Source organism: Hwanghaeella sp. LZ110, from assembly GCF_048892525.1.
Lineage (GTDB): Bacteria > Pseudomonadota > Alphaproteobacteria > UBA8366 > Aestuariispiraceae > Pacificispira.
Window position 1 is genome coordinate 478,647 of sequence record NZ_JBLZHT010000001.1, and the last position, 17,932, is coordinate 496,578.

General features: G+C 53.6%; 18 protein-coding genes. 16 read left to right on the top strand and 2 right to left on the bottom strand.

Features of this window, described 5'->3' with window-relative positions:
• Genes ACOSDM_RS02020 through ACOSDM_RS02045 form a run of 6 tightly spaced genes read left to right on the top strand, consistent with a single transcriptional unit; the run spans position 1 to position 5,055 of the window.
• On the top strand, positions 1–708 hold the full coding sequence (locus ACOSDM_RS02020; protein ID WP_420722804.1) for a cytidylyltransferase domain-containing protein: 708 nt from the start codon (positions 1–3) through the stop codon (positions 706–708).
• Positions 705–1,550, top strand: coding sequence for an SDR family oxidoreductase (locus ACOSDM_RS02025; RefSeq protein ID WP_420722805.1), 846 nt, complete (start codon positions 705–707; stop codon positions 1,548–1,550). The genes ACOSDM_RS02020 and ACOSDM_RS02025 overlap by 4 nt, the downstream gene beginning before the upstream one ends.
• Positions 1,544–2,692 carry a hypothetical protein gene (locus tag ACOSDM_RS02030; RefSeq protein ID WP_420722806.1) on the top strand — a complete coding sequence of 383 codons (1,149 nt, stop codon included), beginning with the start codon at positions 1,544–1,546 and terminating at the stop codon, positions 2,690–2,692. The genes ACOSDM_RS02025 and ACOSDM_RS02030 overlap by 7 nt, the downstream gene beginning before the upstream one ends.
• Positions 2,689–3,588 carry an aldo/keto reductase gene (locus ACOSDM_RS02035; protein ID WP_420722807.1) on the top strand — a complete coding sequence of 300 codons (900 nt, stop codon included), beginning with the start codon at positions 2,689–2,691 and terminating at the stop codon, positions 3,586–3,588. Before ACOSDM_RS02030 ends, ACOSDM_RS02035 begins: the two co-directional genes overlap by 4 nt.
• A gap of 51 nt (positions 3,589–3,639) precedes the next feature.
• Entirely contained in the window at positions 3,640–4,437 is a 798-nt protein-coding gene (locus tag ACOSDM_RS02040; protein ID WP_420722808.1) for a class I SAM-dependent methyltransferase, read from the top strand.
• Between the two features lie 51 nt (positions 4,438–4,488).
• Positions 4,489–5,055: a GNAT family N-acetyltransferase gene (locus tag ACOSDM_RS02045; RefSeq protein WP_420722809.1), complete on the top strand. Its 567-nt coding sequence runs from the start codon at positions 4,489–4,491 to the stop codon at positions 5,053–5,055.
• Positions 5,056–5,114: 59 nt separating this feature from the next.
• On the opposite strand, the gene ACOSDM_RS02050 is transcribed toward ACOSDM_RS02045, so the two are convergent.
• Positions 5,115–5,687: a helix-turn-helix domain-containing protein gene (locus ACOSDM_RS02050; RefSeq protein ID WP_420722810.1), complete on the bottom strand. Its 573-nt coding sequence runs from the start codon at positions 5,685–5,687 to the stop codon at positions 5,115–5,117.
• 298 nt (positions 5,688–5,985) lie between these two features.
• Here ACOSDM_RS02050 and ACOSDM_RS02055 point away from each other — a divergent pair, with 298 nt between their 5' ends.
• From ACOSDM_RS02055 to ACOSDM_RS02070, 4 genes are read left to right on the top strand one after another with little or no spacing between them, the layout of a single operon-like run.
• Positions 5,986–6,738, top strand: a complete 753-nt coding sequence (locus ACOSDM_RS02055; RefSeq protein WP_420722811.1) for an acetoacetate decarboxylase family protein — start codon at positions 5,986–5,988, stop codon at positions 6,736–6,738.
• A gap of 50 nt (positions 6,739–6,788) precedes the next feature.
• Complete coding sequence (locus ACOSDM_RS02060) at positions 6,789–7,658, top strand: transporter substrate-binding domain-containing protein (protein WP_420722812.1); 870 nt, start codon at positions 6,789–6,791, stop codon at positions 7,656–7,658.
• Positions 7,659–8,552, top strand: a complete 894-nt coding sequence (locus tag ACOSDM_RS02065; RefSeq protein WP_420722813.1) for an amino acid ABC transporter permease — start codon at positions 7,659–7,661, stop codon at positions 8,550–8,552. It abuts the gene before it with no gap.
• A 45-nt stretch (positions 8,553–8,597) separates the two neighbouring features.
• Positions 8,598–9,368 carry an amino acid ABC transporter ATP-binding protein gene (locus tag ACOSDM_RS02070; RefSeq protein WP_420722814.1) on the top strand — a complete coding sequence of 257 codons (771 nt, stop codon included), beginning with the start codon at positions 8,598–8,600 and terminating at the stop codon, positions 9,366–9,368.
• A gap of 44 nt (positions 9,369–9,412) precedes the next feature.
• On the opposite strand, the gene ACOSDM_RS02075 is transcribed toward ACOSDM_RS02070, so the two are convergent.
• The gene (locus ACOSDM_RS02075; protein ID WP_420722815.1) at positions 9,413–10,066 is read right to left on the bottom strand and encodes a helix-turn-helix domain-containing protein; all 654 of its coding nucleotides are present in this window, start codon (positions 10,064–10,066) and stop codon (positions 9,413–9,415) included.
• 174 nt (positions 10,067–10,240) lie between these two features.
• Between ACOSDM_RS02075 and ACOSDM_RS02080 the strand changes: the two genes are divergently transcribed.
• The 6 genes from ACOSDM_RS02080 (at position 10,241) to ACOSDM_RS02105 (ending at position 17,835) form a co-directional block, all read left to right on the top strand.
• Positions 10,241–12,691: a GcvT family protein gene (locus tag ACOSDM_RS02080; protein ID WP_420722816.1), complete on the top strand. Its 2,451-nt coding sequence runs from the start codon at positions 10,241–10,243 to the stop codon at positions 12,689–12,691.
• A 16-nt stretch (positions 12,692–12,707) separates the two neighbouring features.
• A complete protein-coding gene (locus ACOSDM_RS02085; RefSeq protein ID WP_420722817.1) occupies positions 12,708–14,219 on the top strand; it encodes an aldehyde dehydrogenase family protein in 1,512 nt (503 codons plus the stop codon).
• Positions 14,220–14,264: 45 nt separating this feature from the next.
• Positions 14,265–14,420 (top strand): hypothetical protein, encoded by a 156-nt coding sequence (locus ACOSDM_RS02090; RefSeq protein WP_420722818.1) that lies wholly within the window; start codon positions 14,265–14,267, stop codon positions 14,418–14,420.
• A gap of 1 nt (position 14,421) precedes the next feature.
• Complete coding sequence (locus ACOSDM_RS02095) at positions 14,422–15,816, top strand: purine-cytosine permease family protein (protein WP_420722819.1); 1,395 nt, start codon at positions 14,422–14,424, stop codon at positions 15,814–15,816.
• A 228-nt stretch (positions 15,817–16,044) separates the two neighbouring features.
• The gene (locus ACOSDM_RS02100) at positions 16,045–16,788 is read left to right on the top strand and encodes a class II aldolase/adducin family protein (RefSeq protein WP_420722820.1); all 744 of its coding nucleotides are present in this window, start codon (positions 16,045–16,047) and stop codon (positions 16,786–16,788) included.
• A gap of 63 nt (positions 16,789–16,851) precedes the next feature.
• Positions 16,852–17,835, top strand: a complete 984-nt coding sequence (locus tag ACOSDM_RS02105) for an Ldh family oxidoreductase (RefSeq protein ID WP_420722821.1) — start codon at positions 16,852–16,854, stop codon at positions 17,833–17,835.
• The last annotated feature ends 97 nt before the right edge of the window (positions 17,836–17,932 follow it).

Below are 17,932 nucleotides of genomic sequence, written 5' to 3' on the forward strand. Positions count from 1 at the left end.
TTGACCAAACATCTTTGTACGATATGTGCCCGGGGCGGCTCTAAAGGAGTGCCCAACAAAAACCTTCGGCCCCTGAATGGCATATCCTTGATTGAGCGCACTGTCCGGCAAGCGCGTGCCAGCGGCTTGTTCACCGGCATTGCCGTCAGCAGTGACTCCCAAGGGATATTGCAGGCGGCGATGGATGCCGGGGCGGATTTGGCGGTTGACCGTCCAGCAGAGCTGGCCACGGATCAGGCTGATAAGAGCCCGGCGATCGTCCATTGCGCGCGTCAGGCAGAGGAACAGATGGGCATACGCTTTGACACCTTCACGGACCTGGATGTCACGGCTCCGTTCAGGACCAGCGACGATATCGCGGGGGCCATCGCGCTTTTGAACAGGACCGGTGCAAAAAATGTATTCTCTGTCACCCCGTCTCGCCGGTCGCCTTATTTCAATATGGTTGAAACGATCGGTGACGGTCCAGCCCACTTGATCAAGCCCTTGAAAGAGGCGGTGTTGAGGCGGCAGGATGCGCCGAAAACATATGATATGAACGCGTCTATCTATGTATGGAGGCGGGATGTATTTTTTCCAGATGCACCGGTTTTCACAGACGATACCCGGGTGTTTGTGATGCCTGAGGAGCGTTCTCTGGATATTGATTCAGAGCTGGATTGGATGATTGCAACTTTTCTGGCGACGCGATTGGAGACGGACAAATGAGTAATGAGCCAAGCTGGTCAGAATTTGAGAGCGCACGTCTGTTTGATCTTACCGACCGCGTCGCGATCATTACAGGCGGCGCTGGTGCGCTTGGGGAAGGTTTCGCGCATGGTCTTGTTTCGAATGGCGCGCGTGTTGTAATCGCGGATATCGACGTTGCACGGGGCGAGGAGCTGATTGCGGCCCTTGACCAGCGCCGCAAAGGCCAGGCTGTGTTCCAGCGTGCCGATGTAGCTGTTGAGGAGGATGCACGGGCCGTGGTGGAGAAGGCTGTTTCTCACTTTGGCAAGGTGGATATTCTGATTAATAATGCGGCAGCTCCCGTCGCCGATCCGGCAGAGTTCTTTGCGCCTTTTGAGTCATTCAGTCTTGAGGAATGGCGGCGGCAAATGGGCGTAACCCTGGATGGCATGTTCCTGATGGCGCGAGAGACTGTGCGCCAGATGATTGCACAAGGAAGCGGCGGTTCCATCATACAGATTTCCTCGATTTATGGCCTGCTTTCTTCGGATGAACGTATTTATGAAGGCGCTATGTATCGCGGCAATAATATCAATAATCCCGTTAGTTACTCGGCTGCAAAGGCTGGGGTGATTGGTATGACACGCTGGATGGCCGCCAATCTTAGTAAGCACAATATCCGGGTAAACAGCATTGCCCCCGGCGGCGTGTTCACCGGCGAGAATGACATTTTTGCCCAACGCTATGGCGCTCGTGTGCCTATGGGTCGAATGGCGAATCGTCATGAAATCGTGGGCGGCGTGCTCTATCTCGCCTCTGATGCGGCCAGTTATGTCACGGGCCAATGTCTTGCCATCGACGGGGGATTAAGCGCGTGGTAGCTGGCTTGGCCAAGTCATGGGTAATTCTGGTTTCTGCCCGTGATCCAAGTGCTGCTCTCGCCCTGGTGCCCGTCGTCAGGCACTTGGCTGGATTGTCGACTGTTACCGTACATGTTGTTGCGCAAAACCCGGCCTATGAGATTTTTCAAAAAGAGTCGTTGAATGTCGTGCAGGTACAATCTGCTCCCCTCAATCACAGGGATGATGGGGGGGCTGCCGAATTGCTGGCAGAGGCGCGAGAGATTCTGGATAAGGTGCAGCCGGATGTGTTGCTGGCAGGCCTATCCTCGCCAGGTATTGGAATAGACGAGGCGCTGTTGGCGCATGCCGGTGATATTCCAAGCTACAGCATTCAGGATCCGCCAGGCTATATTGTTCCCGGATTCGATAGTCGCGCGCGCACGCAATTCGTCGCCGGCATTGATTTCCTGGAAAGTGAAGAGACGGCACGCTGCATAGATATTGGGCCGCCCCAGGTTGAGCGGTATCGCGCCCTTCACCCTGAACAGCTGGCGCAACAATGGCGTCAGGCCATGGGCTGTCACGGCACGACCGCAGTGCTGTTTGGTCAACCCCTTAATCAGGAACCGGGGTATCGCAACAGTTTGTGTGCTGCAGTATCTGCGCTTCGCGATCTTGCGGACCCTGTAATCGATCATGTTGTCTATCGTGCGCACCCGAAAGAGAACAAGGTGGACCGGGCAAACACCCTTGCGGCCCTGAATGACGCTGCAGGGACCATCGTGCACGAAGATCCGTTGGCGCTGGCGGTTGAAGGCCCATTATGTGGATGTGATTTGGTAATCAGTTGCTATTCCACCATCAGCACGGATTTGATTTATCTAAATCGTGTCGCAAAGGATCCGCTGGGCGGAGCGGTGCATCTGTTGTTTGAGGCTGATATGGTGCGCCTCTGTGCTGTTGGCGGTTTAACAAAAGGGCCCTGGAGCGTACAACATGGCTTTGGGCAAGGGGTGTATGAGGTCTCTCAATTATCTGTCGCTTTGCAGACAGCGGCATCCTTAACGGAACGCCGGATGTGCTGGGAAAGGGCGCGTGCTTTGACGGTTCCAGATCGCGATCCGTCCAGTGTTGTCGTGGAAACGATACTGTCCGACCTGTCACAGGGTTATGCCCAATGACCGACACATTTGACGTATCCCGGATCACCCTTGGGGCTGTTCAATTGGGGTTGCCCTATGGTGCGGTTCCAACGTCACCAATGCCCAATGAGGTGGAAACCCAAGACCTGCTTTCGGCTGCATGGGAAGCGGGCATCAACGCGGTGGATACGGCCCGTACTTACGGACTTTCAGAAGAGCGTATCGGCCGTTGGCTGGGCAAAACGACTCTTCCGCTGGCCATCGCGACCAAGTTTCCAGAGCTTCCTGCGGATGCGGTTTCCGGGGCACAGGCGCTGCGGCAATACTATGCTGAGAGTCAGGCTGCATTGGGCGGGGCCCCGTTCCGATATTACCTTGCCCATCATGCACCCGATATTATGAGACCGGAAATACAAGATACGCTGCGCGCCCTGCAATCTGCAGGACAAATTGATTGTTTCGGCGCATCTGTCTATACACTATCAGAAGCAGAAGATGCTTTGTCCGTACCAGATTTAGGGGCGTTGCAAATACCGATAAGCCTTGCAGACCAACGGTTTGTTGACGCCGGTATCATTGCCGCCGCGGCTGCTCAGGGCGTCGTGGTTTTTGCACGCAGTGTGTTCCTGCAAGGCGTCTTGCTCAGAGAACCGGCAGCTTTGCCAGCATTGTTTGAGCCTGCTTTGCCGTGCTTGAGCAAATTTGGTCAGTGTTGTGCTGATCTGGGCATATCAAAATTGTCTGCCGCACTGTTTGCTGTGGATACAGTACCGGGTATTGCATCGATGGTTATTGGTGTTAATCGCCCAAGTCAGTTGGAAGAAATTAAGACGGCGTTTCTCGCGGCACATGAAATGGACAAGACCGCGATTGAAACCCTAAGAGAAACAATGACCACCTTTCCGGCAGATCTTCGGGACCCGCGGGATTGGTGATGCCAGAGAGAGTTCCAGAACGCATGTTACAGCATAGGTAAAGAGGACATCATGACCGGAGATAGAAGCAGCAGGAAGCGCTATTGGGATGCCCAATATACGGCTTACTGGAAGAAGCGCGTCGAAGAGGCAAGCGAGGGGGGCACCAGCAGTGTGATCCAGGGCGACCCTAAGACGGAAGATGATTCCGTCTATGAACGCGTGTTCGCCAAGACCCCAACAAGAGCAGGTTCCCTTCTGGATGTGGGCTGTGCCTGGGGGCGTATGTTCCCGCTCTATAAAGCAATGGGGCTCGATGTGTGTGGCGTTGATATCTCTGAAAGCATGATTGCAGAAGCGATGCGTGCCTGGTCCGACGACCCGGATGTTAAAAGTATACAGGTCAGTGAGGCGGAATCTCTGCCGTTTGAGGATGCTTTTTTCGATAATGTCGCGATCCTGGCCGTATTTGATGCGACCTATCAGAATGAAGCTTTGGGGGAGTTGTTGCGGGTTCTAAAGCCGGGAGGGCATCTATACTTAACAGGTAAGGGGCACTTTTATCACAAGGATGATAAGCCAGCCCTGGATGCGGAAATTGGCGCCCGACGGAAGGGGCATCCAAACTATTTCACAGATGTGTCGAAGCTAAGGGCGCAATTGGCGGATAATGGGCATGAGATTCTGGCCAGTTATTATTTTCCAAGACGGGGCGATTTCGCAAGTTTCACATATGTTGAGGAACCCCCTGAGAGATTCTACGAGTATTTTCTTGTAATTCAGAAGGGCCCCTCTGTGGGAACCTATCACAATCTGGCTGAGGCAGAATCACAGACCTATTTGGATCAGGCGAGGTCCGGTGCTGATTAGTGCCCTGTAGCGCGATAGTGTTCTGTTTAATTCTGTTTGGGGTTTGCAGCGATGGCTGAAGTAATCAAATTATCAGCGATTAAGCGCAAAGTGTATGTTCTGTCGGATGAAAACGTTTCATTAAAGGCGCTGGAGCCGCAGCAGGTTACGCATGACTATGTAAGCTGGATGAACGACTATGATATCACCAGATTTACCGAGCAAAAGTTCCTAACGCATACGATGGATGACGTTAAAGGATTTGTTCTGAGCAAGCTTAATTCTGAAACGGATGTGCTTTTTGGCATTTTTTACAATTCCAAGCATATTGGTAACATCAAGCTGGGACCGATTAATTTTCATCACCTTGTTTCCGATATCAGTTATTTCATCGGTGATAAGGAATACTGGGGAAAAGGCATTGCAACCCTGATTATCGATGCTGTGGTGGGGATAGCATTCAATGAAGTGGGGTTAATGAAGGTTACAGCCGGTTCTTACAGTAATAATGTGGCGTCATCGAAAGTATTGGAGAATAATGGATTTGCTATAGAGGGAACAAGACGCAAGCAGATATTGTTCGAAGGTAATAGAATAGATTCTTTGATTTATGGAAAACTACGAGAAGATATAAGGTAATTTTTTGAATTATAGTCACGCTGGCTGTATCAGGTCTGGATACACGAAAACACGGGTGTTTATGCCCGTTTGGCTGGGTGCTCCATCATCAGCAGGGCCGTGCAGGGCCCCCCGATTGCAAAATATAGGTGGGGTTTGTCTCCGGGGAATGCGACGCGTTCGCCGGGGTTAAGGCGGGTTGGTGCATCGACGGGGCCGACATCTGCAACACCTTCTATCATGATCAAATGCTCTATTCCCCCATGCGTGGCGGAATAGATAGGGGCGTCGGTCTGTGGGATGTTGGTTTCATATATATCCCAACTTTTTGCCGCCACGATCTTATGCAGAAACAGCATGGTGATGCCCGGACCGGCCAGTTTTTTCCATCCGCTTTGATCTCGCGGCGCCCCGTTGCGCGGCTCCATAAAATCGCCGGGCGTAATGTTCAGGATTCCGGCCAGCGCGCCCAGTGTAACGATTGTCGGATTGCCGCTGCCGGATTCAAGCTTCGATAGCGTGCCCTTCGCAATCCCGGAGCGACGCGATAGCTCAGAGAGTGAAATATCCTGAAGCCCCCGAAAATACCGAATGCGCTGGCCCACATGCCGGGCGAAGCTGTCTTGCGCGGTGGATTTTGCATCTTTGCTCATACGGCTATTTCCCAAGCTGAAACTGAGGAAAGCAGGGCCTGATATGAAAGCAGAACTCATGAATGCGCATATGCGGCAACCTTCGAAAAGGGGTGAGGGTATCCATAATAGTATTCGTGCCGCCCATCACTGCCCAGGGAAGAAACGTACAAAATACGGGTAAAATTGCTCTTGACTCATTTTTGACACGGGTGTTCATTTAAATGAACGTTCATCTTAATGAACACTTTATAGGGATGCCGTACACAACAGTTTTTGTCAACGATCCCCCTGAATCAATCCGTTATGGAGACCTGGTATGCGTGAAGGTTTTACGTCCTCTCAACTATACAAACGATTGCCCTATGGAACGACGGTTCCCAGTCATTGTCCGAACCTTCCCGCGATCAGCTTTGATCTTCGTGTCGATCCAGATTGGATTGAACAGAACCTCGCCAACACGCCGTTCACCCCCGTTGGCGACAGGATTTTCATTTCTGCATCGGATTACAGCAACAATGCCGTCGTTCCCTTCAAGGATATCATCGTTATCGTGCCGATGGAGTATAAGGGGAAGCGAGGCGGACATCCGATTGTTGAGTTTGAAAACTTAAATCGCTTGGTGATGGGGGGGCGTGAGAAATGGGGGTATCCAAAGCTTGTCAGCGATATCTCGTTCGACAGGCTTGAAAATGGCGGCATTCGATCCGTTGTGAAACTGGGATCGACGCCGGTGGTTGAACTGGAATGGACTCCAGATGCCACCGTGACCGAAGCAGAGCCGCTTAACCTGACGCCGCATTACCTGCTGCGATTGCTGCCCGACGCATCCCGGGAAGGGATGGGATTTGCGGAAGTCCTGAACCGCGACACATCTTCGGATGTGACCCTGCTGGAAAAGAAGATCGGCAAGGGCAGCGTTAAATTCAATAAATGGCCACAGCATGAGCTGGATTATTGCGGTCTTGCGGACCTGGAAATCAAAGAGATCGTTTCGGTGACCTTCACCACGTCGGACTGGCATGCCACGGAAGAAAACGGCTGGGCCAGGTTGGTGGACCGTATTCTCTGACCAGAGAACACTCCCATAAACATAATCATTCAGAACAGAAGTGAGGTAAAATGATGCACACACACCCATCACAATTCTATTGGTTCCCGAAGATGGTCGCGATTGCTGCGGGCCTGATGCTGTCCTCACAGGCGACATTTGCCCAGGATCTGCCGGCGGGCGCTGATGCGGCCCTGCATGCACAAGTGCCAGAGGCATACAAGGACGGGATCGTGGCGGTTTATGACCCACAATATCCCCCCAGCTATTTCATCGACGATAAGGGTGAAATGGTTGGCTATGTCCTGGATTTTCAAAAGGCTATCGCCGTAAAGCTCGGGATTCCGGTTACGTCGGAATCATCGAAATTCGCGGGTATCATTGCGGGCATTCTGAGCGAACGCTATGACATGTCTTACTTTCATGATTCCCCGGAACGCCGCGAAAAGATGGATATTGTTGATTTTCAGCAAACCGGCACTGCGGTCATGGTGAAAAAGGGAAATCCAAGCGGTCTGGACCTGCATGATCTGTGTGGGCACAAAATCGGGGTAGCCACAGGATCGAAACAAGGGCTTGAACTGGTTCCGCGCCTTCAGGAAGAGTGTTCTGCAAATGGCAAAGAGGCGTTTGAGGTGCTGAATTTTGCCGGTCCAAATGAAGGCAGCCTGGCGGTTAAGACCGGTCGTATCGATGGCTGGCTGGATGGAGCACCCTATGCGGGGTATATGGTGCGCCTGAATGATGATCTGTTTGAAAAGGCACCGACGGCAGACCTGTCGGGTGTGTCAGGCTTTGCATTCCGCAAGGGGGACCCGATGGCGCAGGTCTTTAAGGCCGCCGCTGAAGCCCTGATTGCGGACGGAACCTATCAGAAGATTCTGGACGATTGGCATATCGGTGAATTGGCCCTGGATGCGCCGCTGATTAACGGAGAATAAATGACTACGGCCAATAAAGAAGCGACCCGGCCCCCCTCACAAGGGGCCGGGAAGCGTTCGGAGAGAGACGCATTGAAGATCGTTCAGCGGACGTCCTATGGGCGTCTGGCGGCCGATGCAGCCTTGGCATTATTCGTCTTTGGGCTGATTTGGATGAGTGCAACAAATCCAAATTTCCAATGGGATGTGGTCTTTAAATATCTCACCAGCGCAATCATTCTCAAAGGGCTTTGGACAACGATCGAATTGACGGTCATTTCTATGGTGCTGGGAACGATTATTGGCGTGTTCCTGGCGCTTATGATGCTGTCAGAGGATCGTTGGCTGCGCAGCTTTGTCGCTGCGTATAAATGGTTGTTCCGGGGAACACCACTGCTGGTCCAGTTGATCTTCTGGTTCAATATTTCCGCCCTATATCCAGAGGTTGAGATTGGCCTGCCCGGTGGAGAGACGTTCTTCACGCTTTCGGGGAATGCCATTACACCCTTTATGGCCGCGCTTCTGGGGTTGGCCCTGCATGAAAGCGCCTATATGGCGGAGATTATTCGCGGTGGAATCCTTGCCGTTGGTCAGGGGCAAAGCGAAGCGGCAACAGCAATCGGCATGCGTCGTCTTCAAGTCTTTTGGCGCATTACCCTGCCGCAGGCGCTGCGCGTTATCGTACCGGCAACCGGGAACCAGGTGATCCTGATGCTGAAAACAACATCTCTGGTCAGCGTTATCGCCCTTCCGGAATTGTTGTATTCTGCCCAGACAATCTATGCCCGCACCTTTGAGGTTATTCCGCTGCTGATCGTTGCCAGCCTTTGGTACCTCTCGATCTGCTCGCTTCTTTCGGTTGGGCAATATTTCCTTGAGCACAAGCTGGGGCGCGGCTTCCGCAGCACCAATTGAGCGACAATCAAAGGGTGGAGACCCGACACGTTTATGAGTACTGACATGACAAGTAATGAACCCATGGTCTGGGCCGAAGGCGTGATCAAATCTTTTGGCGCCCTTCAGGTCCTGAAAGGCATCGACCTTGTGGTGGATCGCGGTCAGGTGGTTTGCCTGATCGGCCCGTCCGGATCCGGCAAATCCACTTTTCTGCGCTGTATCAACAATCTTGAAAAAATTGATGGTGGCTGGCTGTCGGTGGATGGGGAACTGGTCGGCTATAATCGTGAAGGCGATTACCTGATTGAATTGCGAGAGAAAGAGGCTGCCGCGCGTCGCGCCCATATCGGCATGGTGTTTCAGCATTTTAATCTCTTTGCCCATAAGACGGCCCTGAAGAATGTTATGGAAGGGCCTGTTGCCGTGCGGCGGATGAAGAAGGACGCTGCGCGCGATCTGGCGATGGAGCTCCTGGACAGGGTGGGGCTGAAAGATAAGGCGGATGTTTTCCCGAACCGACTGTCCGGCGGCCAGCAACAGCGGGTCGCAATCGCCAGGGCCCTGGCGATGGAACCAAAACTGATCCTGTTTGACGAGCCTACATCTGCGCTGGACCCGGAACTGGTGGGGGAAGTTCTGCAGGTCATGCGCGATCTAGCCAAAGGTGGCATGACAATGGTTGTCGTCACGCATGAAATGGCTTTTGCCCGTGAAGTGGCGGACACGGTGGTATTCATGGATGGCGGTGTCGTTGTCGAACAAGGCAATCCAGAACAGGTTCTCTCTGCCCCCAAAATGGCGCGAACGAAAGAATTTCTGCAAAGCGTCGGTTAACCCTATCTTCGATGTGCTGACAAGCGACCAGCCACGGGCACCTGTCAGTAAGACGGGGGCGTGATCGCCCAGATGACGATTGTCTCGTTGTCCGTCGGGTTGGCATAGCGATGGGGCGTGTCACTGGAAAAGGCGAAGCTGTCGCCTTCATTCAGGATCACATGCTTATCGCCGATCCACAGATGCAGGGTGCCAGAGATGACGATTCCAGATTCCTCGCCCCGATGTTGATAGGGCTCTGCCCCGCTTTCTGACCCCGGCCCAAAGGTGCAGCGCAAAAGCTCAAGCTCCCGCCCTAGATTTGGGGACAGTAATTCGTCGGAGATACCGCTGGAAAATGTCAGGCGCCGACGGCGATTGGCGCGCACCACAACGTCGCGCAATCCATCATCATCGTCTGCCGCCGGTGAAAAGAACCAGCTTATGGTTACGCCCAGGGCCCGGCTGATTGAATGTAGGGCCTTCACCGAGGGGCTGGAAATGCCGCGTTCTATCTGACTGAGATAGCCTGGCGACAAATTGGTGGCCTCGCTGAGTTCAGAGATTGTCGTGTCACGCGCCTTGCGTAGTTGCCGGATCTCTTTCCCGACCCGCTCATCCAGATCTAAAAACTCTGACAGGTCCACAGTCGTGTCTTCGGCGGAAGAGGCCAAACCCATCTGGTTTGAGGGACGCACAAGCTTCGGCAATTTTTTCACGCAGAGAAACTCCTGTTTGGGACCAAACCATGATCCCATAAATAGTGCAGCATGTCTCGATATGTCAAAGACCGTGAATATTCTGATGTCATGCTGCAGTGCAGTGATATTTTTACTATAAAAATTCACTATCGTGATATATAAATATCTCAATTGAGTCAGTTGGAGGGGTTGATGAGCATACCGGAACGGGCAGATGTGGTTGTTATCGGCGGTGGAGTCGCTGGTTGTTCAATCGCCTATCATCTGGCGAAATTAGGCATAACCGATGTCGTTCTGTGCGAACGCAAGCAGCTGACCAGTGGCACGACTTGGCATGCCGCTGGGCTGGTCACACAATTGCGCGCCACGCGCAATATGACCGAATTGGCAAAATATACTGGGGAGCTGTTTTCCAGCCTTGAAGCCGAAACCGGTCAGGCAACGGGCTTCAAACAGAATGGATCTTTTCGTCTGGCAAAGACTCCGGCGCGGTTTGAGGAATTGAAGCGCGGTGTGTCGATGGCCCGTAATTTCGGGCTGGCAGCTGATGTGATGACGCCCGGCGAAATCAAGGAACGCTATCCTCTGATCACGGTGGATGACATTGTCGGCGGCATCTGGATGCCCAAGGACGGCCAGGTCAATCCCGCAGACGTCACCATGGCCATGGCGAAAGGCGCGCGGAACAAGGGTGTGCGAATCCAGGAAAATACAAAGGTTCAGCGCATTGTCACGGAAAACGGCCGCGTGATCGGGGTCGAAATTGATGGTGGTCTGTTAAGGGCTGATAAGGTTGTGATCGCGGGTGGTATGTGGTCACGGGATTTGGCGGCCGATATCGGTGTCAATCTGCCCCTGCATGCCGCAGAGCATTTCTACATCGTCACGGAACCGATGGAGGGATTGCAACCCAACCTGCCGGTGCTGTTCCTGGGGGATGAATGCTCCTATTACAAGGAAGACGCCGGAAAGCTGCTATTGGGATGTTTTGAACCAGAGGCGAAACCCTGGGGCCATAATGGTATCTCCGAAGATTTCTGTTTCGATTCGCTGCCGGAAGACTTTGATCATTTCGAACCAATTCTTGAAATGGCGATCAAGCGTATGCCGGCGCTGGAAAATACCGGCATTCAACTGTTCTTCAACGGGCCGGAAAGCTTTACCCCGGATGACCGATATCTGTTAGGCGAAACGCCAGAGGTCCGGAATCTGTTTTGTGCCTGTGGTTTCAATTCGGTTGGGATCCTGTCATCCGGTGGGGTTGGCAAGGCTCTGGCGCAATGGATCCATGACGGGCATGCGCCATTTGAACTGGCCGATGTGGATGTCCGCCGCATGCAGCCATTCCAGTCCAACAAAACCTATCTGTATGACAGAACCACGGAAACACTGGGCCTGTTGTTTCAGATGCATTGGCCTTATCGGCAATATGCCACGGCCCGCGATGTGCGCCGGTCTCCCTTCCATGACCGTTTGCTGACCATCGGGGCCAGTATGACGGAGGCCGCCGGGTTTGAGCGTCCGGGGTATTTTTCAACCGATCAGATTTCATCACATATTGAGTATTCCTATGGGCCGCAGAACTGGTTCGGGGCGGCAAAGCAGGAATCTTTGAACACCGCAGAAAATGTGACCTTGTTCGATCAAAGCTGTTTCGTGAAATTTCGATTGGAAGGACGTGATGCCTGTGCCGTTTTGAACCGGGTATCAGCCGGAAATGTCGATGTTGCTGTCGGGAAAGTTGTCTATACCCAGTGGCTGAACGAGCGGGGGGGCATCGAAGCTGATGTGACGATCACCCGCCTGGGGGAAACCTCCTTCCTGATTGTGACGATTGCGACCTCCCAGACCAGGGATTTTTCATGGCTGCACCGGCATATCCCGGATGACGCCCATGCCATTCTGTTTGATGTGACATCCGCCATGCCGATGTTGGCGCTGATGGGCCCGAAATCCCGCGCCCTGCTGGAGGCTGTATCCGGGGAAGATCTGGGGAATGACATGGTACCCTTTGGCCACAGCCGCGAAATCGAAATCGGGTATGGGCGGGTGCGGATCAATCGCCTGACCTTTGTTGGCGAGCTGGGATACGAGCTATACATGCCCGCAGAATTCGCTCTGCATGTTTTTGACACGCTGGTGAAAAACGGTTCGCCATTTGGCCTGAAACACGGGGGCTTCTTTGCCATCAACAGCATGCGCATGGAAAAGGGTTATCGTCATTGGGGCCATGACATCGGCGAAGAGGATACCCCAATTCAGGCGGGCCTTGGATTTGCCGTAGCCTATGACAAGCCAATAGATTTTATCGGCCGTGATGCAGTGCTGCGGGCCAAGGAAAAGGGCGTGCCGAACCGTCGTCTGGTTCAGGTTCGACTGGCGGGGGGTGGCAATGCACCCCTGCTGTATCACGAAGAGCCCATTCTTCGTAATGGCCAGATCGTTGGTTCCATCACATCCGGCGGCTATGGCCATCGGATCGAGGCCTCATTGGGTATGGGCTATGTCAGTTCTGCAGATGGCGTCACTCTGGATTTCCTGAACAGTGGGGATTTTGAAGTGGAAGTCGCCTGCGAGCGGTTCCGCGCGGAGGTTCAGTTCAAACCCTTCTATGACCCCAAAAACGACCGTATTCGACTATGAAGATTGGAGAAAGATTATGACGGATGTACTGGCACGGATGAAGAAGCTTTCCGGGCATAATTACGTCGACAGCGCCTTTCAGGCCAGCAAAGCCACGACGCAGATCCCTATTATCGACCCGGCGACAGAGCAGGTTATTGCAGAAATCCCGGAAACCCCTGCGGCTGAACTGGACGACGCTATCGCTGTTGCCAATGCGGCACAGAAGAAATGGTGGGCCGGGTCTGGCGTGGATCGCGCCCATGCAATGCATGAAGTAGCGGATGCAATCCACAAAATGCGCCCCATTCTTGCAGAATCACTGACCCGCGAAATGGGCAAACCCTATAAAGAATCTCTGGATGAAGTGGACTGGTGTGTCCATTCCCTCCGCTATAGTGCAGAGATTGGGCGCAATGACATGGGTCGCGTGATGGGCCCGGCCACGGCGGGACAGTTTCACTATACGCTGAAGCAGCCCCTGGGTGTGGCGGCGATGATCATGCCGTTTAACTACCCAATGGTGCTGTTGGCCTGGGAAGCCGGGGCAGCCCTGGCGGCGGGCAATGCGGTCGTGGTGAAGCCGTCGGAATACACGTCCATTACGACGCTGCTGTTCGCTGAGGCTTTTTCGGCCCTGCCCAAAGGACTGTTCCAAATCGTGTGTGGCGGTGCAAATGTCGGCAAGCATCTGATTGAACATGATCATACCCATGTCGTTGCCTTTACTGGCAGCGTTCCGGTTGGAAAAATCGTGTCACGGACCTGTGGCGAATTAATGAAGCCGTGTCTGATTGAGACGTCGGGTAATGACCCGTTCCTGGTGATGCCATCTGCCCCGCTGGATTTGACGGCGCGGGCGGCCGCATTTTCCGCCTATATGAATTGCGGACAGATCTGCGTTTCGGCGGAACGCTTTTATGTGCATGAGGCAATCCATGATGCCTTTGTCGAAAAGCTGGTGGAAGAAACGAAGAAGATCCGTCTGGGCAATGGTTTAGACAAGGTCGATATGGGTCCCATGGTGTCGATGAAAGAGCGGGACCGCTATGAAGCCCTGATGAAGAACGCTTATGCTCAGGGGGCCAAGCCAGCAATCGGCGGCGGGCGCCCCAGCGATTTTAATCGCGGTTGGTTTGTCGAACCGACCGTGCTGGTCGATTGCACACCAGACATGTCTTTGTTCCACAATGAAAGTTTCGGTCCCGTGGCCCCGATCTGTCGGGTGTCCAGTTATGAGGAAGGTATGGCCCTGGCCAATGCTTCCAAATACGGGTTGGGGGCGAATATCTATACGACCGACCTGAAGGAAGGCATCCGCGCCGCGGAAGATTTCGAAGCGGGGATGGTCTGGGTGAACGCGCCCTTGCTGGATAATGATGCCGGGCCCTTTGGCGGCACCAAGATGAGCGGTGTTGGCCGTCAATTGGGTCCAGAGGGTATCGAAACCTTCCGCAAAACCAAGATGGTGATGATCGATCCTAGCTGTGAGGCTCAGGATTTTTGGTGGTTCCCCTATGCGGATGCGGAATCATATCCGGGGAAATAGCCACAACACGCGGATGTGATTTCCGCATAAAGAGGGAGAGTGGGGATGTCAGATGAACCGTTACCGGCGGAATTGGAGCGCCGGATTCAGGAATTGGAACAACCGGAAAATCAAGGGGCTGGGTTCACAGGTGTGGATTGGCTGTTGCTGGCGTTGACCGGCATCATTGGCCCGGTGCTGTTATTGCTGTGGGGGTGGTAAGATGACCGATACGTCAAAAGATTCGGCTGATGAAAGCAATTGGCCATTGGTAAAGTCCGAACGAACCTGGGGCCGCATTGAACTGGGCATTGTCTTGCTGGTCGCGGCTTCTGCTACCTGGTGCTATATCATTGGGGAATATGTCGGATACTATCTGAACCTGAAACAGGGTTTTGCCACCATGACAGCCGGTGCCATGATCGGCATGTTGTTGGTGACCCTAGCGGTGGTCCCTGCGGCAACACGCTATGGCATTGATTCCATCGTGGCAGCGCGCCCCCAATTCGGGTCGCGTGGGTGGATCATCACGGTCTTCCTTCAGTATGCGTCCATCATTGGATGGAACTCTCTGTTGCTGATCTTCTTTGGTAAGTCTGTTGTTCAATTGTTGCTGACAACCGGTCTTGTCGGGGAAGGGGCCACAGATGTGATCCTTCCGGTTGCCACTTTGGTGGCCTGTGCCGTTGTCTATGGTGTTCTGTTGACCGGCAAGAGCGGCATCGAACGGGCATCCAATATTCTGTTCTTCTTCATTGTCGGCGTTGGCCTGTGGATGGTTTATCTGCTGCTGACACAAAACGGCGCTGCGGTGGCAGAGGCCAAGCCAGCCTATGCATCAGGCGATATCCAATGGGACTATGTGACCGGTATTGAAATCGGGATCGTCAGTCTGTTGTCCTGGTGGCCCTATATCGGTGCGATGGTGCGTGTTGCGCCAAATGCCAGCACGGCCAGCATGCCGGCCATGTTGGGTATGGGATTGCCCGTTCCGTTGTTAAGCCTGATCGGTCTTGCGGCGATCCTGGCGTTGGAAACCTCAGACCCCTCCGCCTGGATGGTCCAATTGGGTGGTACATTCTATGGCACCATCGCTCTTGTCTTTGTGATCGCGGCCAATCTGGGAACGGCAATTATCGGAGTTTATGCGACCGCTGTTGGTCTGAAAAGCGTACCTGGCATTGGGAAACTGTCCTGGAAGGTCACCTTGTTGTTGGCATTGGTGCCGGTTGCTTTGATCGGGGTGGTGGTGCCGGATCTGTTCTTCAACAATTTTGGAACCTTCCTGGCCTTCATCGGGGTATTCTTTGCGCCGTTATGTGGGATCCAGATTGTTGATTATCTGATCCTGCGTAAACAGCGTCTCAGTGTTCGGGGCCTGTATGATGGATCCAGCACAGCGCCTTACTATTATTGGGGCGGGTTCAATCCAGCGGCCTTGCTGGCCATGGCGGCTGGCTTCGTGACCTATGTCTATCTGCTGGACCCGCTGACCTATGTCAGCAAAACACCCTATGAAGTGCTGACAGCATCCTTGCCTTCCGCAGTTATCGGGGGGCTGGTGTTCTGGGTTCTAACCCTGGTGTTGGTTAAACCCGCGCAAAAGGGTGGTTACTGATCGATTGAAAGCATTCGATTAACCGGGGCCGCAGTCACAGTCGACTGCGGCCCTTTTCTGTCATAAGGCAGGCGATCTCTGATAATCGGTGGATGATGATCGCATTTGGACTTCCTGATTTTAATGCATTAGAACAGGGTCACGTTTTTGCACATGATTGGCGGATGGGATGTCATCCCCTTGTGTGGCGGTTAAATGGGTGGGAACAATCAAAAAGAGGCAATTGCAATGACACAGACATCACCACGACATGCTTCCGGCATATCCAATGCCATTCTGGAGGATTTGGTCGCGGCAAATCATATTCTTTATGATCAGGGCGTGGTCGATGCATTCGGTCATATAAGTGTCCGGCATGAAAACAATCCAGACCATTTTCTGCTGGCGCGGAACATGGCACCGGGTCAGGTGACAGAGGATGATATTGTTGAATTCACCCTGAACGGAGACCCTGTCGGATCAGAAGCGCGCCGGGTCTATCTGGAACGCTTCATTCATGGTGAAATCTATCGCCAGCGGCCCGATGTTCAGTCCATTGTTCACAGTCATTCCCATGCCATTGTCCCATTGACGGTGGTGGAATCCACACCGCTGCGCGCCATGTTTCATATGGCTGGATTTATTGGCCAGGCAGCCCCGATATTTGAAATTCGGGAAGAGTTTGGCGATGCCACCAGCCTTTTGATCAGTGATCGCGATAAGGGGCGCGCCCTGGCGGATTGCTTTGCCAATTCAGATATCGTCTTGATGCGGGGCCATGGTTCAACCGTGGTCGGCGGATCGATCCAACAGGCGGTCTATCGCGCGGTCTATGCCGAATTGAATGCCCGCTATCAGATCCAAGCCACGCAAATGGGAACGGTTCGTTATCTGACCCCGGGCGAATGCCAGACCTGTTCCGACACAATCGAGGCACAGGTGAAGCGCCCCTGGGATTTATGGCGCGAAGAGGCGGCCGCAGCGCGTAAATAGGGCAAAGCGGACACAAGGTTGGCAGCGGATCGGTTTGGAATTTCAGAAAAGGGTTGGTAAACAATGGCATTGGTATCGCTGGCTGATATAGAAACAGTAACCAGGAAAGCGCTGGAAAAGCATGGTGCTTTGCCCTGGATAGCCGGTGATGTCGCGCGGGCGGTTCGAAAGGCAGAGGCCGTTGGAAACCGTATTTGTGGTCTCTACTATCTGGAAAGCTATTGCCTGCAACTCACCAGTGGTCGCGTGAAAGGCACGGTCGATCCAATCGTCACCCATCCACGTCCGGGCGCTGTCAGCGTGGATGCCTGTTTTGGATTTGCGCAACCGGCTTTTTCGCGCGGCCTTCCGGTCGCGGTTGCAGCAGCCCGTGATTGTGGCGTCGCAAGCCTGGCAATTGGTCACGCCCACACCTGCACATCACTGGGATACTTCACCGAACAAATAGCGCGTAAAGGCTTGATTGGAATGGGATTTACCAATGCCTCTCCTATCGTGGCAGCGCCTGGGGGTAAAACTAGGGTGATTGGTACCAATCCGATCGCGTTTTCCGTACCGGATGGAATAGGGGGGCTGGCGATGCAGTTTGACCAGTCCACCAGCACCGTTGCATTGGGGAAGATCACAATGGCCAAGGCTGCGGGTCAGAGGATACCCGAAGGCTGGGCCGTGGATGCCGACGGACAACCGACCACAGATCCGGAAGCGGCGATTGCCGGCTCACTGGTCAGTCTAGGGGGATATAAAGGCTGGGGATTTGGCTTGATGGCTGAATTGCTGGCAGCCGGGCTGACCGGCGGCGTGGTTAGTCGGGATGTCAAACCGCTGAAGGCCCCCGATGGTCCCCCGCATGATCTGGGGCAGTACTATCTGTTAATGGATCCCGATGTCTCAGGCGCATTTTTTGATCGCTTGCGCCAGGTTCAGGAAGGTGTGGCCCTGGACGAGGGCACCCGGATGCCTGGACAGGGCAAGGAAGAGAGTGATCCCGTCGATCTAAGCGATGCAATCTGGGATCAAGCCCGTTCCCTTGCCGGGGTCGCCTGACCCTGTATTCTGTCGTTTTAGAAACACTGGTGTAGGATTCTAGCGCTCCGGCAAGGTCCCTCATTTAGTTGAAAGTGTTCTTCCGTCTTCACCATGG

Coding starts and splice junctions, on each gene's coding strand:
- ACOSDM_RS02045 (WP_420722809.1), top strand. CDS start 4,489: ATGGCTGAAGTAATCAAATTATCAGCGATTAAGCGCAAAGTGTATGTT.
- ACOSDM_RS02070 (WP_420722814.1), top strand. CDS start 8,598: ATGACAAGTAATGAACCCATGGTCTGGGCCGAAGGCGTGATCAAATCT.
- ACOSDM_RS02060 (WP_420722812.1), top strand. CDS start 6,789: ATGATGCACACACACCCATCACAATTCTATTGGTTCCCGAAGATGGTC.
- ACOSDM_RS02050 (WP_420722810.1), bottom strand. CDS start 5,687: ATGAGCAAAGATGCAAAATCCACCGCGCAAGACAGCTTCGCCCGGCAT.
- ACOSDM_RS02090 (WP_420722818.1), top strand. CDS start 14,265: ATGTCAGATGAACCGTTACCGGCGGAATTGGAGCGCCGGATTCAGGAA.
- ACOSDM_RS02065 (WP_420722813.1), top strand. CDS start 7,659: ATGACTACGGCCAATAAAGAAGCGACCCGGCCCCCCTCACAAGGGGCC.
- ACOSDM_RS02035 (WP_420722807.1), top strand. CDS start 2,689: ATGACCGACACATTTGACGTATCCCGGATCACCCTTGGGGCTGTTCAA.
- ACOSDM_RS02040 (WP_420722808.1), top strand. CDS start 3,640: ATGACCGGAGATAGAAGCAGCAGGAAGCGCTATTGGGATGCCCAATAT.
- ACOSDM_RS02025 (WP_420722805.1), top strand. CDS start 705: ATGAGTAATGAGCCAAGCTGGTCAGAATTTGAGAGCGCACGTCTGTTT.
- ACOSDM_RS02095 (WP_420722819.1), top strand. CDS start 14,422: ATGACCGATACGTCAAAAGATTCGGCTGATGAAAGCAATTGGCCATTG.
- ACOSDM_RS02055 (WP_420722811.1), top strand. CDS start 5,986: ATGCGTGAAGGTTTTACGTCCTCTCAACTATACAAACGATTGCCCTAT.
- ACOSDM_RS02085 (WP_420722817.1), top strand. CDS start 12,708: ATGACGGATGTACTGGCACGGATGAAGAAGCTTTCCGGGCATAATTAC.
- ACOSDM_RS02080 (WP_420722816.1), top strand. CDS start 10,241: ATGAGCATACCGGAACGGGCAGATGTGGTTGTTATCGGCGGTGGAGTC.
- ACOSDM_RS02100 (WP_420722820.1), top strand. CDS start 16,045: ATGACACAGACATCACCACGACATGCTTCCGGCATATCCAATGCCATT.
- ACOSDM_RS02105 (WP_420722821.1), top strand. CDS start 16,852: ATGGCATTGGTATCGCTGGCTGATATAGAAACAGTAACCAGGAAAGCG.